The sequence below is a fragment of the Sphingobacterium sp. UBA7253 genome, from assembly GCF_002472745.1.
Lineage (GTDB): Bacteria > Bacteroidota > Bacteroidia > Sphingobacteriales > Sphingobacteriaceae > Sphingobacterium > Sphingobacterium siyangense.
Genome location: NZ_DKSP01000008.1, coordinates 14,932 through 35,884, shown reverse-complemented (window position 1 = coordinate 35,884; position 20,953 = coordinate 14,932). Strand labels below are relative to the sequence as shown.

The 20,953-nt window shown below is 39.2% G+C and carries 21 protein-coding genes; 14 read left to right on the top strand and 7 right to left on the bottom strand.

The window, feature by feature from the left end:
* The first annotated feature begins 5 nt into the window (after positions 1-5).
* The 4 genes from B2X72_RS00590 to B2X72_RS00575 all read left to right on the top strand — a co-directional run bounded on the left by B2X72_RS00590 (position 6) and on the right by B2X72_RS00575 (position 2,428).
* Positions 6-497, top strand: a complete 492-nt coding sequence (locus tag B2X72_RS00590) for a c-type cytochrome (RefSeq protein WP_286848036.1) — start codon at positions 6-8, stop codon at positions 495-497.
* Between the two features lie 48 nt (positions 498-545).
* Positions 546-893, top strand: a complete 348-nt coding sequence (locus B2X72_RS00585; RefSeq protein ID WP_075993540.1) for a hypothetical protein — start codon at positions 546-548, stop codon at positions 891-893.
* 40 nt (positions 894-933) lie between these two features.
* A complete protein-coding gene (locus tag B2X72_RS00580; protein ID WP_286734699.1) occupies positions 934-1,800 on the top strand; it encodes a helix-turn-helix domain-containing protein in 867 nt (288 codons plus the stop codon).
* Between the two features lie 454 nt (positions 1,801-2,254).
* Positions 2,255-2,428 (top strand): hypothetical protein, encoded by a 174-nt coding sequence (locus tag B2X72_RS00575; protein ID WP_198385947.1) that lies wholly within the window; start codon positions 2,255-2,257, stop codon positions 2,426-2,428.
* A gap of 32 nt (positions 2,429-2,460) precedes the next feature.
* On the opposite strand, the gene B2X72_RS00570 is transcribed toward B2X72_RS00575, so the two are convergent.
* Both B2X72_RS00570 and B2X72_RS00565 read right to left on the bottom strand, forming a co-directional pair.
* On the bottom strand, positions 2,461-3,219 hold the full coding sequence (locus tag B2X72_RS00570) for a TIGR03915 family putative DNA repair protein (protein WP_286848035.1): 759 nt from the start codon (positions 3,217-3,219) through the stop codon (positions 2,461-2,463).
* Entirely contained in the window at positions 3,219-4,472 is a 1,254-nt protein-coding gene (locus tag B2X72_RS00565) for a putative DNA modification/repair radical SAM protein (protein ID WP_075993537.1), read from the bottom strand. The genes B2X72_RS00570 and B2X72_RS00565 overlap by 1 nt, the downstream gene beginning before the upstream one ends.
* Before the next feature lie 182 nt (positions 4,473-4,654).
* Here B2X72_RS00565 and B2X72_RS00560 point away from each other — a divergent pair, with 182 nt between their 5' ends.
* Positions 4,655-5,161, top strand: coding sequence for a pyridoxamine 5'-phosphate oxidase family protein (locus B2X72_RS00560; protein WP_088162323.1), 507 nt, complete (start codon positions 4,655-4,657; stop codon positions 5,159-5,161).
* A gap of 88 nt (positions 5,162-5,249) precedes the next feature.
* On the opposite strand, the gene B2X72_RS00555 is transcribed toward B2X72_RS00560, so the two are convergent.
* Both B2X72_RS00555 and B2X72_RS00550 read right to left on the bottom strand, forming a co-directional pair.
* Positions 5,250-5,402, bottom strand: coding sequence for a lmo0937 family membrane protein (locus B2X72_RS00555; RefSeq protein ID WP_112376008.1), 153 nt, complete (start codon positions 5,400-5,402; stop codon positions 5,250-5,252).
* A 53-nt stretch (positions 5,403-5,455) separates the two neighbouring features.
* Positions 5,456-5,980: a ClbS/DfsB family four-helix bundle protein gene (locus B2X72_RS00550; RefSeq protein WP_286848033.1), complete on the bottom strand. Its 525-nt coding sequence runs from the start codon at positions 5,978-5,980 to the stop codon at positions 5,456-5,458.
* A gap of 348 nt (positions 5,981-6,328) precedes the next feature.
* Between B2X72_RS00550 and B2X72_RS00545 the strand changes: the two genes are divergently transcribed.
* The 5 genes from B2X72_RS00545 to B2X72_RS00525 all read left to right on the top strand — a co-directional run bounded on the left by B2X72_RS00545 (position 6,329) and on the right by B2X72_RS00525 (position 11,259).
* On the top strand, positions 6,329-6,778 hold the full coding sequence (locus tag B2X72_RS00545; RefSeq protein ID WP_088162322.1) for a protein-disulfide reductase DsbD N-terminal domain-containing protein: 450 nt from the start codon (positions 6,329-6,331) through the stop codon (positions 6,776-6,778).
* Between the two features lie 194 nt (positions 6,779-6,972).
* Positions 6,973-7,590 (top strand): hypothetical protein, encoded by a 618-nt coding sequence (locus B2X72_RS00540; protein ID WP_088162321.1) that lies wholly within the window; start codon positions 6,973-6,975, stop codon positions 7,588-7,590.
* Between the two features lie 25 nt (positions 7,591-7,615).
* Positions 7,616-8,212, top strand: coding sequence for an outer membrane beta-barrel protein (locus B2X72_RS00535; protein WP_157698524.1), 597 nt, complete (start codon positions 7,616-7,618; stop codon positions 8,210-8,212).
* 441 nt (positions 8,213-8,653) lie between these two features.
* On the top strand, positions 8,654-9,865 hold the full coding sequence (locus B2X72_RS00530; RefSeq protein ID WP_070568083.1) for a GTP-binding protein: 1,212 nt from the start codon (positions 8,654-8,656) through the stop codon (positions 9,863-9,865).
* A gap of 707 nt (positions 9,866-10,572) precedes the next feature.
* Positions 10,573-11,259 (top strand): class I SAM-dependent methyltransferase, encoded by a 687-nt coding sequence (locus B2X72_RS00525; RefSeq protein ID WP_286848030.1) that lies wholly within the window; start codon positions 10,573-10,575, stop codon positions 11,257-11,259.
* Here the strand turns inward: B2X72_RS00525 and B2X72_RS00520 are convergent.
* Positions 11,243-12,220, bottom strand: coding sequence for a hypothetical protein (locus tag B2X72_RS00520; RefSeq protein WP_286848029.1), 978 nt, complete (start codon positions 12,218-12,220; stop codon positions 11,243-11,245). The two genes, B2X72_RS00525 and B2X72_RS00520, sit on opposite strands and share 17 nt — an antisense overlap.
* A gap of 233 nt (positions 12,221-12,453) precedes the next feature.
* On the opposite strand from B2X72_RS00520, the gene B2X72_RS00515 reads away from it, so the two are divergent.
* Together B2X72_RS00515 and B2X72_RS00510 are read left to right on the top strand one after the other, a co-directional pair.
* Complete coding sequence (locus B2X72_RS00515; RefSeq protein ID WP_070568077.1) at positions 12,454-13,515, top strand: sensor histidine kinase; 1,062 nt, start codon at positions 12,454-12,456, stop codon at positions 13,513-13,515.
* A complete protein-coding gene (locus B2X72_RS00510; RefSeq protein WP_088162316.1) occupies positions 13,512-14,225 on the top strand; it encodes a LytR/AlgR family response regulator transcription factor in 714 nt (237 codons plus the stop codon). The genes B2X72_RS00515 and B2X72_RS00510 overlap by 4 nt, the downstream gene beginning before the upstream one ends.
* Positions 14,226-14,238: 13 nt before the next feature.
* On the opposite strand, the gene B2X72_RS00505 is transcribed toward B2X72_RS00510, so the two are convergent.
* Positions 14,239-14,478: a hypothetical protein gene (locus B2X72_RS00505; RefSeq protein ID WP_139145043.1), complete on the bottom strand. Its 240-nt coding sequence runs from the start codon at positions 14,476-14,478 to the stop codon at positions 14,239-14,241.
* Between the two features lie 261 nt (positions 14,479-14,739).
* On the opposite strand from B2X72_RS00505, the gene B2X72_RS00500 reads away from it, so the two are divergent.
* Both B2X72_RS00500 and B2X72_RS00495 read left to right on the top strand, forming a co-directional pair.
* On the top strand, positions 14,740-15,771 hold the full coding sequence (locus tag B2X72_RS00500) for a sulfite exporter TauE/SafE family protein (protein WP_286848028.1): 1,032 nt from the start codon (positions 14,740-14,742) through the stop codon (positions 15,769-15,771).
* 150 nt (positions 15,772-15,921) lie between these two features.
* Positions 15,922-18,366 (top strand): PIG-L family deacetylase, encoded by a 2,445-nt coding sequence (locus tag B2X72_RS00495; protein ID WP_286848026.1) that lies wholly within the window; start codon positions 15,922-15,924, stop codon positions 18,364-18,366.
* 86 nt (positions 18,367-18,452) lie between these two features.
* On the opposite strand, the gene B2X72_RS00490 is transcribed toward B2X72_RS00495, so the two are convergent.
* Positions 18,453-20,744: a family 20 glycosylhydrolase gene (locus B2X72_RS00490; protein ID WP_248932047.1), complete on the bottom strand. Its 2,292-nt coding sequence runs from the start codon at positions 20,742-20,744 to the stop codon at positions 18,453-18,455.
* Between the last annotated feature and the right edge of the window lie 209 nt (positions 20,745-20,953).

Genomic DNA, 20,953 nt, shown 5'->3' with positions numbered 1-20,953 from the left:
TAAAAATGAAAAAGAGAATCAACGTAATCCTAGGCTGTTTCGGTTTTGTAGCTATACTGGCGTGCAGCGGAAATGAGGGTACAAAAGTCAAGAAAGAAGATAGTGCCCAGCAACCTTCCGTAGATGAGCCTGCGGCTATGCTCGATTATAAAACAGCGGGATCCAAAGGTGTAGGAACCATTACGTCCTTTGAACACAAACCCTTTGATGCGCAGCTTGCAAATAGAGGTGTAGAACTATTTGTGTCGAAATGTGCAATGTGCCATAGTTTTGACCGCACATTAGTAGGACCATCATTGGATGCTGTCATCAAACGTCGTACCCCGGAGTGGATTATGAACATGATGCTAGATCCGGCAACCATGCTGGAGAAAGATGCCGACGCAAAAGTACTTAGCAAGGAATATGGTTCGCCAATGATTAGTTTGGGCTTGAAGCAAGAAGAGGCACGTGCCATTTTAGAATATTTGCGCGAACGTAATAGCACAACAAAATAGATCGGATCAATGAAGTTTCAGCGCTGTAGATGGTGGTTTTGTATGATAATGGCTTGGGCAATATGTGTGCAGGCAACCAATCTATTGTGGGCATTTATTGAATTTGAGTGCAATCGCACGTATATCGAGCAAAATCTCTGCGTCAATCGTTTTGAACCGGCAGTGAGCTGCAAAGGTTTCTGTTTCCTCAGCGAAAAGACGGTTGAACAAAAGGATGTGAACAATGTGCTTGCCAAAATGAAGGGGGTGGAAATATTGGTCTTTGTGCAGTATGTGAAGGAAATCTTGCTGTGCTATCCAATAGTACCTGCTGTGAAGACTGTCTATCCGAAAGACTTTGCCTCCGATACCTTCGGAGGTATACTACCTGAAATTTTTAGACCGCCTATCATTTGATTATTCTACAAATATTTTTTTACAGAATAATCATAAAGAAATGGTAATACGAAAAGAGAAACTAGATTTTCTAAAATTAGAAGATATTGATTCCACTTCGAAGGGAATCGTTATTATGCCTATAGCAGCTTTTTTACAAGCTAAAGCAAATCAAAATACGCTCCATCTAAGATCTTTTTATACCCTTTTGTTTATCAAGGGTGGTGAACTGTCTATGGTAGCGGATCAGAGCGTACAGATTATAGCTGCCCATGATATAATCAGCATAAATTCAAATTGTGTGTGTAGTTTTCAGGCAGGTTCGTCTGTAGAAGGATACAGTGTCTTATTTACAGAATCTTTTTTCATGGAAAGGCAGAACACTGCTGTAAGAAAATCCTTTCATTTTTTAAGGAGTAGATGTAAGCACGCTTTTGTGCTCTCAAAAGAAGATATGATCAGTTGTCTACATATAGTAAGTTTGATGGAAACTGCTTATAATTCAGTTAAATTGAGTGCTCACGGTGTATTGAGCCGCTATTTAATTATGTTGCTCCAGATTTTGGGACGGCAAATCGTGGTCGATCATGTAGTTGTAAAGCAGGAGGATGATGACGATAAAATCCGAAGTTTCGAATCTTTGGTTGATAGTCATTATGCGCAGCAGCGTTATCCGTCATTTTATGCAGAGCAATTGAATATATCGATCAACTATCTTAATCGGATTTGTCGAAAAAAAAGATCGACGAGCTGCGGTACTATTATCCGTGGACGCATACTATTGGAGGCCGAGCGATTGCTTTATCATACTTTTAAAACGGTAAAAGAAATTGCCTTTGAACTTGGTTTTGAAAATGTACCATATTTCAGTACATTTTTTAAAGCAAATAAAGGAATGAGTCCTGAGGAGTTTAGGAAAAATTGTTGATGTAAATATCACTAAAAGCCTTTTTCATGTAGTTGAAAAAGGCTTTATGTTTATTTTTTCTTTTCTGATTTTTTCTTACCATCAACAGGTAAATCCAATATAGCCATTAATAATAGATAATAACCTTTTTCCAATCCTATTTTTTGTGCTTTTTGGTGTATAGTGTCCATATCTTTAGTCAATTATTGTTTAAATTCTATTTTGCTATTTGGGTAAACAGAATCAAATGCTGTACCCAAAAGCTTCCCTTGGCCAGTTAACCGTATTTTTAGGGTGTAAATAACGTAGCGCATTCACTTTGTGAAAAAAAATACGGACTGCTCAAGTATTTAATGCAGTGAACGTATCGGACGTATCCGCAGTGAGATGTAAAAAGTACATGAACGTCATTGCTGTAAAACATTTTCAACGTCAGTATTGTCATACTTCCAATTAATAATTAAAACAGGTATTTATGAAAAAGATAATTCCATTTGCGCTCATGTCGAGTTTATTGATGCTCGTGTCGAGCTGTGCAGCAATAGAGGGTATATTTAAAGCTGGTGTGTGGTCGGGCATCCTATTGGTTGTTGTCGTAGTCGCTATTGTCATTTGGTTGGTGAGCAAGCTGTTTGGCGGATCAAAATAATGAAATGAATAGGATTTTCGTTGATTAGGGACTTATTGTTTTTCGACGAGATATTTCCAGTAATGTTTGGGAACATGTCTTAAATGAAGCTTCAGGTTTTTGCGTGATTCAATAGAGGTACTCTTAAAATAAGTCTTCCAGAGACGCTGATAATCCTTTTCTTGAGGATCGAGATCCACTTCTAGCTGATATGGATCTTGAACCTCGTTATCATTATTATTTGATACCTCTAAGATATTTTTGCCATCATAATGGAAGCCATAATTTCGCCGTATATCATAAATCAACCAGCACTGGTCGGCGAATCGGTTTTTAAAGAAGTCTACAACCAGGGGGATCACATTGAAATCGGGTTCAACGATGGCTGTGTAGAGATTATCGTTGGACTTGACAAATCGGATAAAAGCCTTCATGCGGTGTCGTTCGCGACTGATCTTTTTGATCGTCTGATGGATACGGAGTATAGGTGGGTATCCATAATTGCGTATATCCAATTTTCCCCTTCGAAAAAGTTCGATAATCAGTCGAAATCCATTGAGCCATTCCGATTGATTATCGGACAAAAAGTTATGATAAAAAATTTTTGTTTCTTTTGCTCCAAGTATCTTTTCCATTGCCACTAAAATGCGCATGGCTTTTTTTACATCAGTATGAACCTGTCGCTTCTCCGAAAAAATATTTATTTCCACAGACTTTTCTGTTGTGGGAATGCTATCAAATTCTTTCCGTTCAAAGGCTTCAAATACACAACAAAGATATCCGGAATAACTTCCGTCAAAAATATAGTCCATTAGAAAAGTGTTAGCTGTGTATTGGAAGCCGTGACCAGTGTACGCGGGTTACTTTCAAGAATAGACTTTCTGATTTTTTCGGGATAATGGAAGCCTCCTGCTATGCATGTATCTTGGCAAACCATAAAATATTTGGCGCGATTATAGGCAATTCCTATTTTTCGAAGTTGATATTCCTTTAATTTTCCATATTTGCGCGACTGTACAATTTTGTTTGCGGATTGCCTGCCAATACCGGGGATTCGGATAATCCACTCATACGTAGCGCTGTTGATGTCGATGGGAAAGAATTGTGGGTTGCGTAGCGCCCAAGCAAGCTTAGGGTCTATTTCTAGATCGAGATGTTGATGCGTGCTGTTGAGTATTTCATGAAGCGAAAAACCATAAAACCGAAGTAGCCAATCCGTCTGATAAAGTCTGTTTTCACGTACAAGAGGTGGTGATGTCCCAATTTGGGGAAGGTTGGAATCGGTCGCGTTGATGGGAATATAACCCGAATAATAAACCCGTTTGAGATCGTAATCTTTATAGAATGTATTGGCGGCCTGCATAATCTGTAGGTCGCTCTCTGGAGTTGCTCCAATAACCAGCTGTGTACTTTGGCCTGCTGGTACAAACAAGGGTGTTTTCTTCTCTTTTTTTCGATCCTGCCGAAGGTTGAGGATTTCATTTTTAATAATCGCTAGAGGCTCGCGAACGGATTGATGATCCTTTTCGGGAGCAACTAGCTTGAGTCCCTCCTCAGTGGGAATTTCGAGGTTCACACTCATCCGGTCAACATATAGACCTGCTTCTTTTAATAACGATTCACTCGCACCCGGAATGGCCTTGAGATGGATATAACCATTAAACCGTTCTTCCGTCCGAAGTTTCTTGACGACCAACATTAAGCGTTCCATGGTATAGTCGGCAGATTTGAAAATACCCGAACTTAAAAAAAGACCCTCAATATAATTACGACGGTAGAAGTTCATGGTCAATTCGACAATTTCCTTTACCGAAAATGCTGCCCGTTGTACGTCATTGCTTCGTCGGCTCACACAAAATGAACAGTCGTAGATGCAATAATTGGTCATTAAAATTTTTAGTAGGGAGACGCAGCGACCATCTTCGGTGTAGGTATGACAAATGCCACTAGTCGATGAATCACCTATACCACCACTATTTTTTCGTTTACTTCCGCTTGAGCTGCAACTTACGTCATACTTAGCGGCATCAGCTAATATTTGCAATTTATCATCAAAACCAAACATGATTTATTTTCTACTATTTTGATGTAAAATTACTAATATTATTAGTATTAAGGATGCGTAAAATTACTTGATTTGCCTTTTTTTATTCGTACTTTTCCCCTTTCACTGCCGAAGATAGCCTGAATTTGCTGAAAAAATAAACGATTTTCTACAGGATACTGTTCCTTAATAAACGACATATTATGGCAGAGAATAATTTAAATAACAAAGAAGCTTTAGATAAGCTTAAAGCAATTGTAGATCAAATCGATGTGGGAACAGTGTGTTCATTCCCAGCTGAATCGGAGTATCCACATGGGGTTCCAATGAGTAGACAAGAAGTAGACGAAGATGGAGATATTTGGTTTATTTGTTCTGCTGAAAGCGATACCTTTAAGAATATCGCACAGAACCCAAAAGCTTCCTTATTTTATGCGGACCCAAAACACTACACCTTTCTAAGTATAAATGGTAAAGCGAGTCTTTCGCGAGATCAGGAAAGGATCGATCGTTACTGGAACAAAATGATGGAAGGATGGTTTGAGAAAGGTAAGGAGGATCCCAATATCCGATTGTTGCGTGTTACGCCTAAAGATGCTCATTATTGGGATTCAGACTCCAATATGATTGTCAACCTGTTTAAAATGCTAAAAGTTAGACTAACAGGTGAAACGGAAGATATAGGTAAAGAAGGAGATCTGAATATTTAAGTTCCTTAGCTAAAGAATTTACAGCAAATACAAGCTCCTCATTTTTAACGCTGAGGAGCTGTTTATCGTAATAAACTGCTTACAGTCTTCACGCGTTTCCTTTAATTACACGCAGAAGCACTGCAATTATAGCGATAACCAAAAGAATATGAATTAGCCCTCCGCCAACGAATCCACCAAAAAAACTGATTGCCCATATCAGGACCAAAATAACAGCGATAGTATATAATAGATTTCCCATAGTAATGATTATATGTGTTTATTGAATAACAATATTTATCCAGCGATGGTTTACTATTTTTTCTCTTTTTTCCACTTTCGGATTCTCCCGACTGCATTTTGATAAGGCGAAGCGGTGTTAAATTGAATCATTCTGCCTAAGGTCCATTTTTCATACCAATTTATACCATAAAGCTGCATGTTTGTTTTTTGCTCAAGGAGTTCCATAATTCTTAAAACAGTTTGATCTAGTTTTGCGCACAAAGTCGTAAAATCTAGGTCGGCATAATCCTGATAAAATTTTTGAGCCAGTTTGCCTAGCTCATTCCATTTAAAACCAGTCTCCGGAAAATCAACCTCTTTGTCATCTTCACTTTTCTTATTCCATTTGAGAACCAGCTCACCCCAGCCAATTAAATAGGAAATTAGGTTATTTATACTCATTATGGTTCCTTTAGCATGCCCCTGGAGTATAAGAAGATTAGTTTGATCGATTGGAATATCGGAAAGTTCACAGACAAGTTTGCTGTAATTTGTACGTATAGCTTGAAGGAGTTCGTCTTTTGTGGTTGGTATAGCCATGGCATAAATGTGAATCATGCATAAGATACAGATAATTATGTAAAATTGATGAGCTCGGGATGGAGTTGTAGAGCAGAACGCGTTCAGAAGCTCGCAATAGACAATGTTTGACAATGCCCTTTGTTTTAGTCTGATAGCTTTTTTGAATATATTACTGGAATTGAAAAAACTGAGTCTTTAAAAGTGTAAAAAATATGGTTTAATTAGTTTTTTTTGATAAAATTTATTGTTTTATTGTGATCATGTTGTGTTTTATTCTGTTTATAGCGAATATTGTTGTACGCATTTAAGTGGTGTTTTTTACAGAAAAAATACTGTATCAAATGTGCGGCCGATGAAATAATAAACTGAAAAATTGATACAAACATGAAAAAGATTTTATTGTTAGTGACCGTGGTTATGTTCGCCGTTTCGGGCGCATTCGCTCAGATCCATAAACCTGTAAAATGGACTGTAGCCAGCAAAAAATTGAACAGCAAGGAAGCTATGGTTTACGTGAAGGCTACCATTCAAGATGGTTGGCACATTTACTCTCAAAATGTAAAAGATGGAGGACCAATTCCAACATCTTTCAATTTCAGTAAAACCGCTGATTATGCGTTGGTAGGTAAGACAGCTGAACCAAAACCAAAGATTAAACACGAAGAGGTTTTCAAAATGGATGTGGGATACTTCACAAATGAAGTGATCTTTCAGCAAAAGGTTTCGCTTAACAAAGGAACTGCAACAGTAAAAGGTACAGTGGAATGGCAAGCTTGTGACGCATCACAATGTCTTCCTCCAGATGAATATGCTTTTGCTGTAACGATCAAATAATGTCATAAATAACAGCAATTAACCATCTAAAGCGATTTTGCGCTTAGGATAATTGATAGAAAAAGGAAAAATTAAGGATAAAGGCTAGGTGTGATTATCTGGCCTTTTTGTTTAAAGGGCCTTTTGGTATAAAAAATAGACCCTTTGGTATAATATGTTAAATCTATTTTTTACGAAATTTTAGTTTTGTTTAAATGGATTACACAAACTTACTTCAGCAGGCAGATCTTTTTTTAGTGCAGAGTTACCGCGAGAACCACAATCCACAACTGTGTTTTCACACGATTGATAGGGTTCGTGATATTGTAAATGCGGTAGTTATTCTGAGTGAAAAGTATAGCTTGACGGCCGAAGATAAATTCGTCGTAAATTGTGCCGCTTATTTTCAGGATATAGGTTATCTATTTGAAGGGGTAAAAGGAACCCGTCAGAAGAGCGCATCTGCAGCAAGGTGTTTTTTACAGGAATATTTGGTTGCAGAGTCCGTAATCAAAAAAGTTGAAATGTGCATTTTTGCAACAAGGCCCTCGAAAAAGCCAGAAAATCTGCTGGAGGAAATAGTTGTGGATGCAGTTTCTTTTCATTTAGGAAGTAAAAGTTTTGTTGACCTTAACCAAAGGATGTATCTGGAGGTAAATTATAGAAAGAATCAGGTGATCGATGAACGTATCTGGTGTGCACTGACCCTTGTCTTCTTGCGAACCCACACGTACTTTACGAAGGAAGCGCGAATATTGAAGGACAGTATAGAGAAAAATAATATAGCCTATTTTGTGAAGTTGCAAATTACAGGAAAACAGTTATTGGTCTAATGTAATGGTGTGTTTTATGGTAAAAATGATAAAGATAGATCGATTAAAGTTGAAGCATTGTACACTAGTTTGTTTTTTGATCATGGAATTGTTCGGTTTCAAGACCGCATGTTACGGACAAATGGGTTTTGGACTTCGGCTTGGTGGTAATATTTCGCGTGCAAGTGGGAATGCATTTGGCGCCAATAGAATGGGATATCAATTGGGGGGAGATTTGATATTTGAGCTTAATAGCAAAATGGATATTCAAGTTGAACCTAGTTATAATTTAACCAGAATACGTGTTAATGACAACACAGCTTCCCTTTCCGGAGGTTTGTCCAAAGGGACCCGTTCGCTGAAATATCTCAACACTCCGGTGTACCTTAAAGTTAATTTTACAAGAAAATTTTCCATCCTGGGCGGTCTAGATTTTAATATGTTGCTCAATGACGACGCTTATAAACTCAATGATGGAAAACCAGCGTTCAACAGGCGTACACGGATTGGTTACGCATTAGGGATAGACCTTGGTGCGCTGTATTTTAGATACCGACAGTTCAAAAAGAATAATAAAATCGTAGATAACTGGGATGCACATATTGACCAGTATCAACTGGGATTTAAAGTGCGTTTGTTTTAAGCTAATAGTTCCACTGGTAGGTAACCTTTACAGACTTTCCTGTGCTGTAAGCTGAGCCGCTCTGATTTTGCTACATCAGGCGGCTTTAATTTTATTAATGATTTATATTGTTGTGGAGATATGCATTGCTGGATATCAAGGATATTTGCAGGACAAGCTCTACACACCAATCGATGTACTTGTAACGGGGGATGGAAAATGGTGCTCATAAGGGGCTGAAGGATTTTCCCCGTTTATCAAACTAGACTGCAAATACTGGGATGCTGATCGTGAACGTACGTTACGACAAGGGGATGCTGATCATGTTAAACGAGGTTTATACTTCAGCATTCGCAAGTTTTAAGGAAGTTCACCTGTTAATTGTTTTAGCGTATATCTTTATAACGCAACAATATTGCATTTGTTTTGTTTTGTTTTTACATTTGTTTAAACGAAATTACTATGAGCAGCATTTCCAAAAAAGTTAAATTACCTGTCACCGTTCTAAGTGGATTTTTAGGTGCGGGAAAAACCACACTATTGAATCATATTCTACACAATAAGGAAGGCAAGAAAGTTGCTGTTATTGTTAATGATATGAGTGAAGTGAACATTGATGCACAAGCTGTTGAACGTGAAAATGTGCTTTCGCGAACAGAAGAAAAGTTAGTGGAGATGAGCAACGGATGTATTTGTTGTACCTTAAGGGAGGATTTGATGGTGGAGGTGGAGCGACTAGCGAAAGAAAATCGCTTTGATTATCTTCTTATCGAGAGTACTGGTATTTCGGAGCCTATTCCAGTAGCGCAGACATTCAGTTATAGTAGTGCTGACAATGGGATTGATCTGTCTACGTTCAGTTACATTGATACTATGGTAACTGTGGTGGACTGTTTCAATTTTGCTAAAGATTTTGGAAGCGCCGATACCTTATTAGATCGGAAACTGACGGATGACGACTATGACAATAGGGCAATTGTAAATCTGTTGACTGATCAGATCGAATTTGCCAATGTTATCCTTTTGAATAAGGCCGATCTGGTATCTGAGGAAACTTTGGGCACTCTCGAGTCTGCTATTGGGCGGCTCAATCCCGGAGCCAAGTTAATCCGTACACAATTTGGACGTGTTGATCCAAAGGAAATTATGGGTACGAGCTCGTTTGACTTTGATGAAGCTTCCTCTTCGGCTGGATGGATCAGAGAACTTGAAAATGAACATAGCCCCGAAACAGAGGAGTATGGTATTTCATCTTTTGTCTTTCGATCGCAACGGCCCTTCCATCCACAACGGCTGCACCGTTACCTCAACGAGCGTTACCCGCACAATATCATACGAGCCAAAGGTCTACTGTGGTTGGCCTCCCGCCCGCATTTGGCCATCAGTTTTAGTCAGGCAGGTGGTAGCGTAAGGTTGGAAAGTGCAGGCTCATGGTGGAGTAGCATGCCCGAAGAGCAGCGCTATCAGTATCCCGGTTATGCCGAAATCAGCGCTGAACTTCTTAAACGTTGGCATCCGGAGTGGGAAGATCGAAAAAATGAATTGGTATTTATAGGTCAGGATCTGGATAAAGAAAAATATCTGGCGGAGCTGGAAGAATGCCTGTTGACCGAAGAAGAAGGCGATGACTGGCGTTTTACCTGGTGGAAAGACGAATTTCCTAAAAATATTTAAAACTATTTGCGATCTGCATCGGTTAAAAAAGTAAGTAATGTAGGTTAGATATTGTATTTTTCGAAGGTCAGGGGGTGATTTCCTGGCCTTTTTTATGCTGATTTGTCAGATGTTATTAAGTTACGGTTCTGAACCTTCATCAATCCCCCATAAAAAAAATAGGGATCTCTTCCTAAAACGCTTGATCATGATGGTTGAAAATCATCCTTCTGATTCCAAAAATTTCAAAGTATTATAGCAATTTTGAAATTGTATAGTAAAAGGACAGCATAGTTGTGGGACAATTATCGTCACCATGCACGATAAAATTAACTATGAGCAGAATGTAATTTCTAAAATAATACCTTTAAGGTTTTAACTTGTATTAATGTCGATACTAAAAAAGTATTATAAGAAAGTGGAGGCTTATTTTAATGCTATTGAATACATGTACACGCTGGTAATATCTTTAGGCCTTGATTGGCGAAAGGAATCGATCTGAAAAATGTAATTAACACGCTCTCAAAAAAATAGTATTGATATAACCTAAATATAGACACTCTTTGACCGATCTATTCGGTGAAATATAAGTAACGAGATTGTCAGAATAATCATTAGTTATTTAGAATAGTTTTAAATAGATGACTTTGGATGTATATTTGGAATGCAGAAAAGGTATACCATTTAACTGCATACTGATTTTATATTGAACGATTATTGTTAGCTAGATGAATAAAGTAGAACTGTTTGAAAATGAGCGCGCAAGTGGCTATGACCAATTTGTTGAGACCTGGATTCCCAATTACCATTATTTTTTGGATCAGCTGCCTAAGCTCCTCCGAGAAACCGAAAATAAGGATTTATTAGTGGTCGGATGTGGCACAGGAAATGAAATAGAACGTTTTGTTGACACAGCAGAATCTTGGACAATAACCGGGGTAGATCCGTCGCCTGAGATGATTAGTCAGGCCCTGGAAAAATTTGAAGCGGACGAAAATGTTCATCTTGTCGAAGGTGTGGTAAGTGATTTGGACGAAGAGAAGCAATATGGTGCTGCGACACTTTTACTTGTATTACACTTTTTAGAAGACAATGGCCAAAAATTGGCTATGCTCCAAGATATTTCCAAGAGAATGATGTCGCAAGCACCCTTGTTATTATTAGATATTACGGGCAATAAGGAGCAGATTCAACAAAACTTGCAATTGTTGAGACTTCTTCTGCCCGATGGGATAGATGAAACACAGGTCGCTCAAAGATTGCGAAGAATCGAGCATGAATTGCTGCATGTCTCGGAAGAACGATTAGCCGAGCTCTGTGAAGAAGCCGGATTTGAACCTCCTGTTCGATTCTTTCAATCATCGATTTATATGGGGTGGATAACCCGAAAAAAAGATATTATTTCCTTTTCTTAGCAAAGGGATTGAAGGAAAGCCCCGCATGAATATAAAACGAGGGATCGGGGCTTGCTTCCCATATATAATCGCGCTGGGTTTTGTTTTTTTCAAATACGCGTGAGCGAGGTATGGTTTTTAGTCCTGATTTAAGGGCGGCAATAAAAGATCGGCCCAGGTTATGTTCATAAGTCAGACCCGAATTGATTTCCATCTGACTGAAGGTATATACTTTTTCAGCGCCCTGAAAGTTATAAAGGTAAAAGATCGTACTATTTAAATCGGAACCTATTGAAACGCGGCCATTCCGTAAGACCTCTTTTCGAAGGTAGGCTCCTTTAGGTAAGATGACATCAAGTATCATCCCATTGGCAAATTGTTGCTTGTAGGCAAAGGTTGGGAAAACCGGAATAATTGCTGCCGGATCTATAAAGCCGATGAGGCCCACCGCCATTTGAATCTCCCGCGTAGCTTTTAGTACCACAGTAGCAGATAATATCCCATTAATGCGTTCTATTGCTTTTTCACTTCCATTGGCAGCAACCGTTGCGGTATAAAATGCTACTTTGCCCCATAAACGTGAATAACGGGTAAGATTAAGTGATTCGTAATGATAATGATATTGATGGGTTGACTGTATGGTGGATTGTGCGATGGGGTCTAGACGATTGGAGTTGACAGAAGTGAACTGATAGCCAATATTGGTACCCAAGTTCCAGGTTCTGCTCTTTAAAAAATTAATGTTGATACTACCTCCGGCTTGGTACATCGATTCTACTTTTGTTTTAGGTAAATCCTGACCTTGGAGTTTTGATGAATAACGGTATCCTGTATTGGATTCATAGGTCAAATTGAGAACCCGTGTTATGGGGAATTTGTCGGTAACAACAGCCCTCACTTTTTGCTGTACGCTATCTTTAGTCTGTGCGATTGAAGTGGATATACGAAACAATAGTATAAACACTAAAAGTATTTTTTGCATAAATGTATGATTAAAATCATTGTAAGGATAGCCGAAATTTGTAGGTGGGATTTTTTTTTTAGACCAACAGGTCTTGTTTTTATACAAAAGTCCAATTTAGGGGAACAGTGAAAGGGAACGTTAAAAATCATCTCCCAGTTTTGGTATAAAAAAAACAGGTCTTCGTATAAGAGATCGGATTCTTGCCAAGAAAAGCTTTATTTTTGTTATTTAGGTTAAAATCATTCTAATGCATGCAAGACTTCAATAATAGCATTGTTTTAAGGTATTTTACAGAAAATAAATTCAGGCCACTGCGACATGTGTTTTTTCTGATCGGTTTACTGTTGCTCTTTGCAAATGCAAATTCGAGTTCTCATTTTCAAGGGAGTTACCGGTTTTATTTTTCTATTATCCTATGGTTTGTATTCGTCTGCATGTTTTACGCCAATATGTATGTACTGATCCCAAAGTTTTTCTTTAAGGCCAAATATGAGTTATATGTCTTAGCACTGATATTGCTGGTAACAGCCAGTTTGCTGGTAGTCATGTACATTGCAAATTACATCTATTCCATTCATATTCCCGCTATAAAAAAACCGGAGTCGGACTCTATGGGGCTAATCGCCGCATTATTTATCTGTATTCCGATTATTCTGACCACCACGACATTTAAGCTTTTTAAACGTTGGTTGGAAGACAATAAGCGTATTTCTGAACTGAAAAACCTGGCTTTGACCACAGAGCTTGTTTCCTTAAAAAATCAGATTCAGCCACATTTTTTATTCAACATGCTGAACAACGTTAAAGCTTTAATTCGAAAAGATCCGAATATGGCTACCGAGGTCATCATGAAGTTATCAGATTTTCTAAGATATCAGTTGTATGAAAATAACGATGATAAGACACTTCTGAAGTCCGAAATCAACTTTATAAGCAATTTCCTGAAATTGGAGGAAATACGCCGCGATAACTTAAAAACGCGTATATCTTGCCCAATAGAATTGGAAAAAAAAGGTGTATTTCTACCGCCGCATCTATTTACGGCCTTTGTTGAAAACGCGATTAAACATAGTCTCAGCGCCGGTGATGCTGATACTTTCATCACAATCCATTTTTCTGAGACGGATCAGCAGCTTTGTTTTGAATGTGAAAATTCGAAAGATCCCGACAACTCATTTGTCCGAAGCAAATATAGCGGACTGGGATTGGCTAATGCCAAAAGACGACTGGATCTGCTGTATAGAAATGATTATGAACTTTCGGTGTCAACAACTGAGACATTATATAGCGTTAAACTTACTATTCCCTTATGAATTGCATTATTGTAGACGACGAACCCCTGGCTAGGGAGGAAATGAAAAATTTAATCGAAGAAATTTCGTCTATTCAGATAGTCGGTACATTTTCCAATGCGATATCGGCATTGGAATGTATTAAGACAAACCCGGTGGACTTGCTTTTTTTGGATATCGAGATGCCGACGGTCAATGGACTCGATTTTGCACAGTCTCTTCCAAATGACAAGCTGGTTATCCTGACGACTGCCTATGCGCAATATGCACTGAAAAGTTACGAATTGGATGCAATAGATTATCTGCTGAAACCGATTAATAAAGACCGCTTAGCCAAAGCGATCGATAAAGCAATGGCCTATAAAAAATTACTAGCGTTAAAAGAAAACCAAAGTACGGTTGAGAAGGCCAGTGAGGATGCACTTTTTATTAAATCGGATAGGAAATACTATAAAATTGCATTTACTGATATTCGCTTTATAGAAGCACTCAAAGATTATGTGGTTATCTATACCCGGAATAATAAACTGATTACTGCAATGAATTTGAAGACAATTCACCAGAAACTTCCGGTGAGCCTGTTTGCGCGTACCAGCAAATCCTATCTGATTAATTTATCGTTTATTGATTCTTTTGATAACCATACTGTTTATATCGATAAGTTTGAAATCCCGATTGGTGAGATCTATCGAGAATCTTTCTTTAAACAATATACCGGAGGGCTACTTTGATCGAATAGTTACCCTAGGCAACCACAAAGCGATCCAGAAAATCGACTTGGATACCATAACTACGTAGGAAATTTGTCAGATAGTCGACACAACACTCTTCTGTTTCGAACCGGAAAATAGCATCTTCATCATCAAGATCAACCGTGGCATCTTGTACTTGTGGAAGATGAGTTTTGACCAATTGCATCAAAAAATTTTTCTTGTCTTTGGTCTTCACAGAACTTTTAAAAATCAACACTTGCCTAACTTTCATCGCTATTAATTTATTTGCGTTCAAAATCTTTTGATTCCCCAATCACCTGAGGTATCCTTACAAATCTATGTTCCTGGTGACACCGGGAAATCGATATTATACGAAAGCATTTAATTTTTATACAAAACAAGATTGAGCAGGCAGTGTACGCATGATGTAGATCAAAAATAAATACCAGCGGCTATCAATTCTAAATTTCTACAGAAAGGGGAGGCATCTTTGTCAGGTGTTACAGTTAAGTAGCTTTTTAGTTTTTGAAATATGATTACAAATTTAGTTATCCTATTTTTAAGCACGATAGTCGCTTTTTGGATCAGCGCTATCTGTGGAGGAGGGGCAAGTCTTATCCTTATACCTCTCTTGAATTTTATGTTACCTTCATCGGTCATTCCTTTCTCGTTGACTATCGGTACATTTACAAGTTCAGTCTCAAGAATAGTCGTTTTTAAACGGCATATCAACTGGAAAATCTTTTTATGGTTTGTGCCGTTTTCCATTCCAGCTGTACTATTGGGGGGATATCTGATTAAATATATCGAACCCTCTTATTTGCAGTTGATTGTCGCTTTTTTCCTTATTGGAAATATCCCCCAATTATTTGGATCAAAAAATGCGGATTTGCCATCGGAAAATAAGTATTCGAAATCTTTTCTGGCAATTATTGGTTTTCTTTCCGGCTTTATTTCGGGAATTACAGGTGCGATTGGGTTGCTGTTCAACCGGTTCTATCTGAGAATGGGCCTTTCCAAAGAAGAGATTATAGCCACCCGTGCCGCAAATGAAGTGTTTTTACATCTCGTAAAGCTTATTATTTATATTATTTTAGGTTTGTATTCTAAGGCAGCCTTGGGACTGGGTTTGGCTATTGCCATAGCAACAATAGTCTCTTCAGTGACAGTCAAATTTATATTGCCCTATGTCAGTGATAAGCTCTTTAAAAAAATAGGTTATGGCGCTATGGTGGTTTCGGGAGCAGTATTGCTGGTCGGTAGTTCGCGTAAGATTGTCGATCAGGATAGTTTGCTGATTAGCTTCGCTCATTCGCCAAATAAAACCGAGCTTACTTTGAACTGGAGAGAAACAAATCTTGTCTTGGAATATAGTAAAGCTCACGGTCTGGAATTCGAGCGATCTATTCACTGGACTGGTCTGCCGCTTCAGCTCCGGCAAAAATACTTTACCCTCAGCAAAAACCATAGTAGTATCCATATCGAAAAGGTTATGCAGTTTAGAAAAGGAGCCAGCTATGAATTTTACGCCCATAAAGAAGGTGTATTGACACGATTAGATTAGTGTTTTTTACGAGCAACATGTTTATTTTTAACGCTAATCCTCCATTATAATTAATACTAATTCTTGGTTAAAATATATAATCCACCTATTTAGTAGTTTATTGAAAAATATTCCTATATTTGAGCCGTAGAAATATTTAGTAGGAAGGATATGGCATTGGAATATTTAGCACAACAGGCACACGAACAACATTTAGATCAGGCTTTTTCGCGTAACGAACAAATGATGATGCGTGCGTTATGTAGGCTTAAAATGTCTGATCGTGTTTTATATATCGGTGCTCATCCGGACGACGAGAACAATAAATTGTTGACCTTTTTGGCTCAACACCAGTTGGTCGATACGGCCTATCTTTCTGTGACGCGTGGTGAGGGTGGACAGAATTTTATAGGCACAGAAAAGGGACTGGATCTGGGTGTACTTCGGGTGCAGGAATCACTTGCAGCCCGTGCAATTGAGGGAACAAAACAGTTTTTTACACGTGCTAAGGATTTTGGATTTGCAAAATCTGTCGATGAAACGCTGGCACGATGGGATGAAAATGGTGTACTTGCCGATATGGTTTGGACCATCCGTTATTTTCGCCCTACTGTAATTGTAACACGTTTTTCACCGGATGTCCCGGACTCACATGGACATCATCAGGCCTCAGCAATTCTAGCGGCAAAGGCTTTTGATCTGGCCGCTGATCCATCAGCTTATATAGAACAGCTATCCGAATTGGAGCCTTGGAAGGCTCGGCAGCTGTTGTGGAATGTGTATCAGGACAGTGGTGTGAAGGATATCGGTGGAGAAGTAAGGCCTTTGCCAGCATATTTTTCGCTGGATATTCCAGTGAGACACGGCTCTTTGGACTTTCATTATGGTGAGATTGCTGCAGAAAGCCGTAATAGGCATCGTTCTCAGGCCATGGGAAGTCTTGTTCGGCATCAGCCTAGCACCGAATATTTTGAATTATTAAAAGGTACACCGATCAGTTCGGAGAGACAGCCCGCTATTTTTACGCAATATACTGCTCAAGATTCTTATTCACTCGTATTTAATCGCTTGGTGGACGATCTTATTGCAAAATGTGAGTCAGATACAGCAGAACTTGTTTTGGAGCTTGGAACGATTTTATTTTGGATGAGGATTGTTCCCGAGGGTCATGTTATCCATGAAAAACGAGCTGAGGTAGAGCGTCTTCTGCTCGACTTTGCTGGTGTATATTTGGAAGTACAGGCTATTGAGGAACTTTGGGTACCAGGAACCGAGGTTAATATGATCCTGAACGCGCATATCCCATCGGAATCCAATCTACAGCTGACTACAGTGAAAGTTCCATTTATTCGTAACGGAGAGCAAAAAGACTTTACTTTGTCACCTTCGAAGACGATCCATTTAAATGGTCAGCTTCTGGATACGATTTTACCTTCTTTTCCAACTTGGCTTAGTGCTGAGGGCGATGCACATAACTATGCGCCCGCGTCGCCTGCTGATGTTGTATTGACACAATTTGGAACTGAATTGTCTGTTCATTTGGAACTGCAGTTTGCTGGCTTACCGATTGCGGTTAAGCTACCTGTAAAACATGCTGCTGGTCCTGTTGCAGTTGCCCCTCCGGTGACAGCAACTTTTGATTCGGATATCGTGGTGCTCTCTAATGCGACTAGACGTTTAATTGCTTTAGAGCTACAATCTAATGTCTCCGAATCCTTATCTATAAAGGTTAAGCTTACGCTACCGGATGGGCTCGATGTATTTCCGAAAGAAATTGAGCTCAATATAGCGGGTAATGCAACCGAGAAGCTTAGCTTTGAGTTGAGGTCGCCTGCGCAGCAGGAATATATTCAAGAGATCGGCTTTGAGATTGAGACGGCTACAGGGCGGTATCCGTTCACATCCAGAAGTATTGTTTATCCACATGTTAATCAAGTAACTTACTTTCCCAAGGGCATATTGCGGGTGCTAAATTTACCCGTGAATATTACGGCCCAGAAAGTTGCTTATATTTCGGGGATGAACGATGAACTTGCAGGGAGCTTACGCCAGCTTGTTGGTCATTTGGAGATTATTCCATTTGAGTCAATTGGGGAAATGGATCTCTCAGGCTTTGATGCAGTGGTTTTGGGAATACGAATATACAATAGCCATCCCCTAATTACGGGATTTCATCAGCTTTTTCGTGACTATGTTGAGCAGGGCGGTGTATTGATAGGGCAGTATAATACGCCGTATGATTTGCATTTGACGGAGGTTGGAGCTTATCCTTTAGTGGTTTCCCCGGAAAGAATTACAGATACGGAAAGCCATATATCATTTTTGAACCCTTCCCATCGCATATTGAACTACCCTAATGTAATCGGACAGTATGATTTTCAAAATTGGGTGCAGGACCGGGCACTTTTTTTACCTCAAAAATGGGCTTCGGATTTTGAACCGATACTGCGTGGGCAAAATGGAGATAATCGTACGGAAGATGGGTTATTGCTACTGCACAAAAAAGGAAAAGGTTATTATATCTATAACAGCCTGTCGCTGTTTAGACAACTGCCAGCAGGAGTAGCAGGGGCATATCGGCTTTTTGCGAATATGTTATCCCTAGCTTCGCGTTAGACCAGAATCTTGTCGGGTAAAAAAAATCCCCAGTGCGTATTGACTGCACTGGGGATGGTATAACTGCTATTTTATGTCGATTTTTTCTAATCCTTTTTATGGAAAAAAGACGCTTTGGGAATATCGATCACTTTTGAATCATTGACATTGTACTGAAGTTTTAAAGTGAAACCTCCTCCAGCTTCAAGGAAATCTACAGCAATTGGGTGGTAGCCTGTTTCTAGCGCAATCTGTCCGCTTTTCATAATCGGTGCATGCTGCCCGTCATTATCAACGACAAGCTGATCATGGATCCGCAGGACACCACCATCATCACAAGTAAAATAGAAATTATAGATTCCTTTTTCTTTGACGTAGAGGTATCCTCTTATTTTTGCACCAAAAGAAGGCATTTTGATGGTATCGCTTAGCGCTACATTGTTAATCACTTCCTGACGCACTTCGGGACCCGAAATGGCAGAAGTATTGGTAAAAGTTCCATTGAAAAATGTTGCCGTAAGACCCGGAACCACCGTGCTTTCATCAACTTTTATACCCTTTTTCCAAGTATCATTTTTAAAATCAACCTGATAGAGCTCACTTTTTGCACCCGAAGGCGAGATTGTCGCAAAACGAATAGGGCCTTCTTTTTTAACGACAAGAGAGCCGTTCAGCACTGCGCTTTGCTTTGTTGGAAGACTACCATCGGTGGTATAATGTATTGGATTTTGGGGAAGTTCATTCGAGACTTTTAGTGTAGATCGTCCGTCGACAATTACCTGTGTTTCGGCGAAACCGTTGAGGTCTGGCATACGATACCGTAAACCCATTTTGTTCCAGAGTCCAAAGTGTGCAATCACTCGATTTCTATAGCTATCATACAGGGATTTGTTGGTCCATACGCGTTCCGATAAAGCACTTAAACGTGGGAGGATCATAAACTCTAACCGCGCGGTTGAGGGGATCATTTCTGTCCAGATATTGGCTTGTGCACCTTGGATCAAATGTGCTTTTTGGCTGGATATATCCGAAGGTACCACGCTCATATTGTACACGGCATCTAGGCTGCTGCTATTTGGAAGGTAATCAAAATAAAGCGGATTTGTAGGTGTCATAACGACCCTGTGACCACGGTTAACAGCTTCCATAGGTGCATTTTTTACCCAACCACGCCAGTACATGACCATCATGCTGGTATCGGAACTGCCGTCCAATATTTCATCCCAGCCGATACTCTGTTTATTTTTTGAACGGATAAAATTGTTCACTCTTTTGACGAAATAACCTTGCAGATCATGTAAGTTAGGTATTTGCTTTTCTTTCATAAAAGCCTGCGCAGCTGCTGATTTTGACCAGGAGTCTTTTTCTACCTCGTCGGCACCAATGTGAATATAATGTGATGGGAATAGCTCAATGATTTCGCTTAGTACATTCTCAACAAAAGTATAACTGCTTTCTTTCCAGGGGCTGATCGGTACAGAAAATTGTTTTCCCCAGCCCGCGGACTGACTGTCCAATAGGAGTTCGGGATAGGCCTTTGTAGCTACCATCATATGCCCTGGCATATCTATTTCCGGAATGATTTCTATTTGTCGGCTGCCCGCATAAGCTACAATGTCCCTGATATCCTGTTGTGTATAATAACCGCCATATTCTTCCTTTCCGTTTGTTGTGCGGATCAATTCCTTAGGCAGATTAAAGTCGGGATTTTCCTTGGCTTTCACAAAGCAGGCAGAATCCTGATTGTTATACGTCCGCCAAGCCCCTTGTTCGGTTAGTTTGGGGTATTTTTTGATTTCTATGCGCCAACCTTGATCGTCTGTCAGGTGCAGGTGAAATTTGTTAAACTTGTAGGTTGCAAGTAGATCGATAAATTTATAAATATAATCTTTTGGAAAAAAATGACGGGCTACATCGAGTTCGACACCTCGCCATTGGAAAGCTGGCTCGTCTTTGACCGTTACATAGGGGAGAGCAAGCTTAGCTGTTGTTCCTGAGAGTAAATATAATTGCTGGATTGTTTGTAATCCATAAAATGCACCCTTTTCAGATGCGGCGATGATCTGGATACCTTTTTGATCTATGATCAATTCATACCCCTCATTTGAGAGGCCTTGATTTTTAATCAATTGCAACGTAGCGCTGGCTTTCTTTACGTTTTTTTTGTTCAGTTTCCCGAATAGGGAATGGTCGATCCATCCCGATAATGATTTAGAAGATAGGGCTGGATCAATATAGTAACCCAATTCTTGACCCTTTAGCTGAAAATGGCCTGGCTTAGCCTCCAATTGCTGCGGAAATGGAATGAGTTGAGGAAGTGCATTTTTTTGTTGCGCAAAATTTAGTGTCGGCAGGTACAGGGCACAGGATAGGAGTAAGGTTGAGAAGATTTTATTCATGAACGTGTTTTTTGTGATTCACAAGTGTTATTAGATTTTGTTGCAATATACCAATATTTCAGGGATTGGCAGGTAATTTTAGTTGATCAATATTCCGTGAGATTATGCACAATATTCCTCTTGGTACTATTATAAATGTTTGTTTGACATTTATATATTTATTCTTATCTTTAACTTGAAAATAACCTTTATTTGAATGGGCCTATGTT

Coding starts and splice junctions, on each gene's coding strand:
- B2X72_RS00500 (WP_286848028.1), top strand. CDS start 14,740: ATGATTACAAATTTAGTTATCCTATTTTTAAGCACGATAGTCGCTTTT.
- B2X72_RS00570 (WP_286848035.1), bottom strand. CDS start 3,219: ATGGACTATATTTTTGACGGAAGTTATTCCGGATATCTTTGTTGTGTA.
- B2X72_RS00490 (WP_248932047.1), bottom strand. CDS start 20,744: ATGAATAAAATCTTCTCAACCTTACTCCTATCCTGTGCCCTGTACCTG.
- B2X72_RS00585 (WP_075993540.1), top strand. CDS start 546: ATGGCTTGGGCAATATGTGTGCAGGCAACCAATCTATTGTGGGCATTT.
- B2X72_RS00560 (WP_088162323.1), top strand. CDS start 4,655: ATGGCAGAGAATAATTTAAATAACAAAGAAGCTTTAGATAAGCTTAAA.
- B2X72_RS00575 (WP_198385947.1), top strand. CDS start 2,255: ATGAAAAAGATAATTCCATTTGCGCTCATGTCGAGTTTATTGATGCTC.
- B2X72_RS00580 (WP_286734699.1), top strand. CDS start 934: ATGGTAATACGAAAAGAGAAACTAGATTTTCTAAAATTAGAAGATATT.
- B2X72_RS00515 (WP_070568077.1), top strand. CDS start 12,454: ATGCAAGACTTCAATAATAGCATTGTTTTAAGGTATTTTACAGAAAAT.
- B2X72_RS00495 (WP_286848026.1), top strand. CDS start 15,922: ATGGCATTGGAATATTTAGCACAACAGGCACACGAACAACATTTAGAT.
- B2X72_RS00520 (WP_286848029.1), bottom strand. CDS start 12,220: ATGCAAAAAATACTTTTAGTGTTTATACTATTGTTTCGTATATCCACT.
- B2X72_RS00555 (WP_112376008.1), bottom strand. CDS start 5,402: ATGGGAAATCTATTATATACTATCGCTGTTATTTTGGTCCTGATATGG.
- B2X72_RS00530 (WP_070568083.1), top strand. CDS start 8,654: ATGAGCAGCATTTCCAAAAAAGTTAAATTACCTGTCACCGTTCTAAGT.
- B2X72_RS00525 (WP_286848030.1), top strand. CDS start 10,573: ATGAATAAAGTAGAACTGTTTGAAAATGAGCGCGCAAGTGGCTATGAC.
- B2X72_RS00590 (WP_286848036.1), top strand. CDS start 6: ATGAAAAAGAGAATCAACGTAATCCTAGGCTGTTTCGGTTTTGTAGCT.
- B2X72_RS00505 (WP_139145043.1), bottom strand. CDS start 14,478: ATGAAAGTTAGGCAAGTGTTGATTTTTAAAAGTTCTGTGAAGACCAAA.
- B2X72_RS00510 (WP_088162316.1), top strand. CDS start 13,512: ATGAATTGCATTATTGTAGACGACGAACCCCTGGCTAGGGAGGAAATG.
- B2X72_RS00535 (WP_157698524.1), top strand. CDS start 7,616: ATGATAAAGATAGATCGATTAAAGTTGAAGCATTGTACACTAGTTTGT.
- B2X72_RS00540 (WP_088162321.1), top strand. CDS start 6,973: ATGGATTACACAAACTTACTTCAGCAGGCAGATCTTTTTTTAGTGCAG.
- B2X72_RS00550 (WP_286848033.1), bottom strand. CDS start 5,980: ATGATTCACATTTATGCCATGGCTATACCAACCACAAAAGACGAACTC.
- B2X72_RS00545 (WP_088162322.1), top strand. CDS start 6,329: ATGAAAAAGATTTTATTGTTAGTGACCGTGGTTATGTTCGCCGTTTCG.
- B2X72_RS00565 (WP_075993537.1), bottom strand. CDS start 4,472: ATGTTTGGTTTTGATGATAAATTGCAAATATTAGCTGATGCCGCTAAG.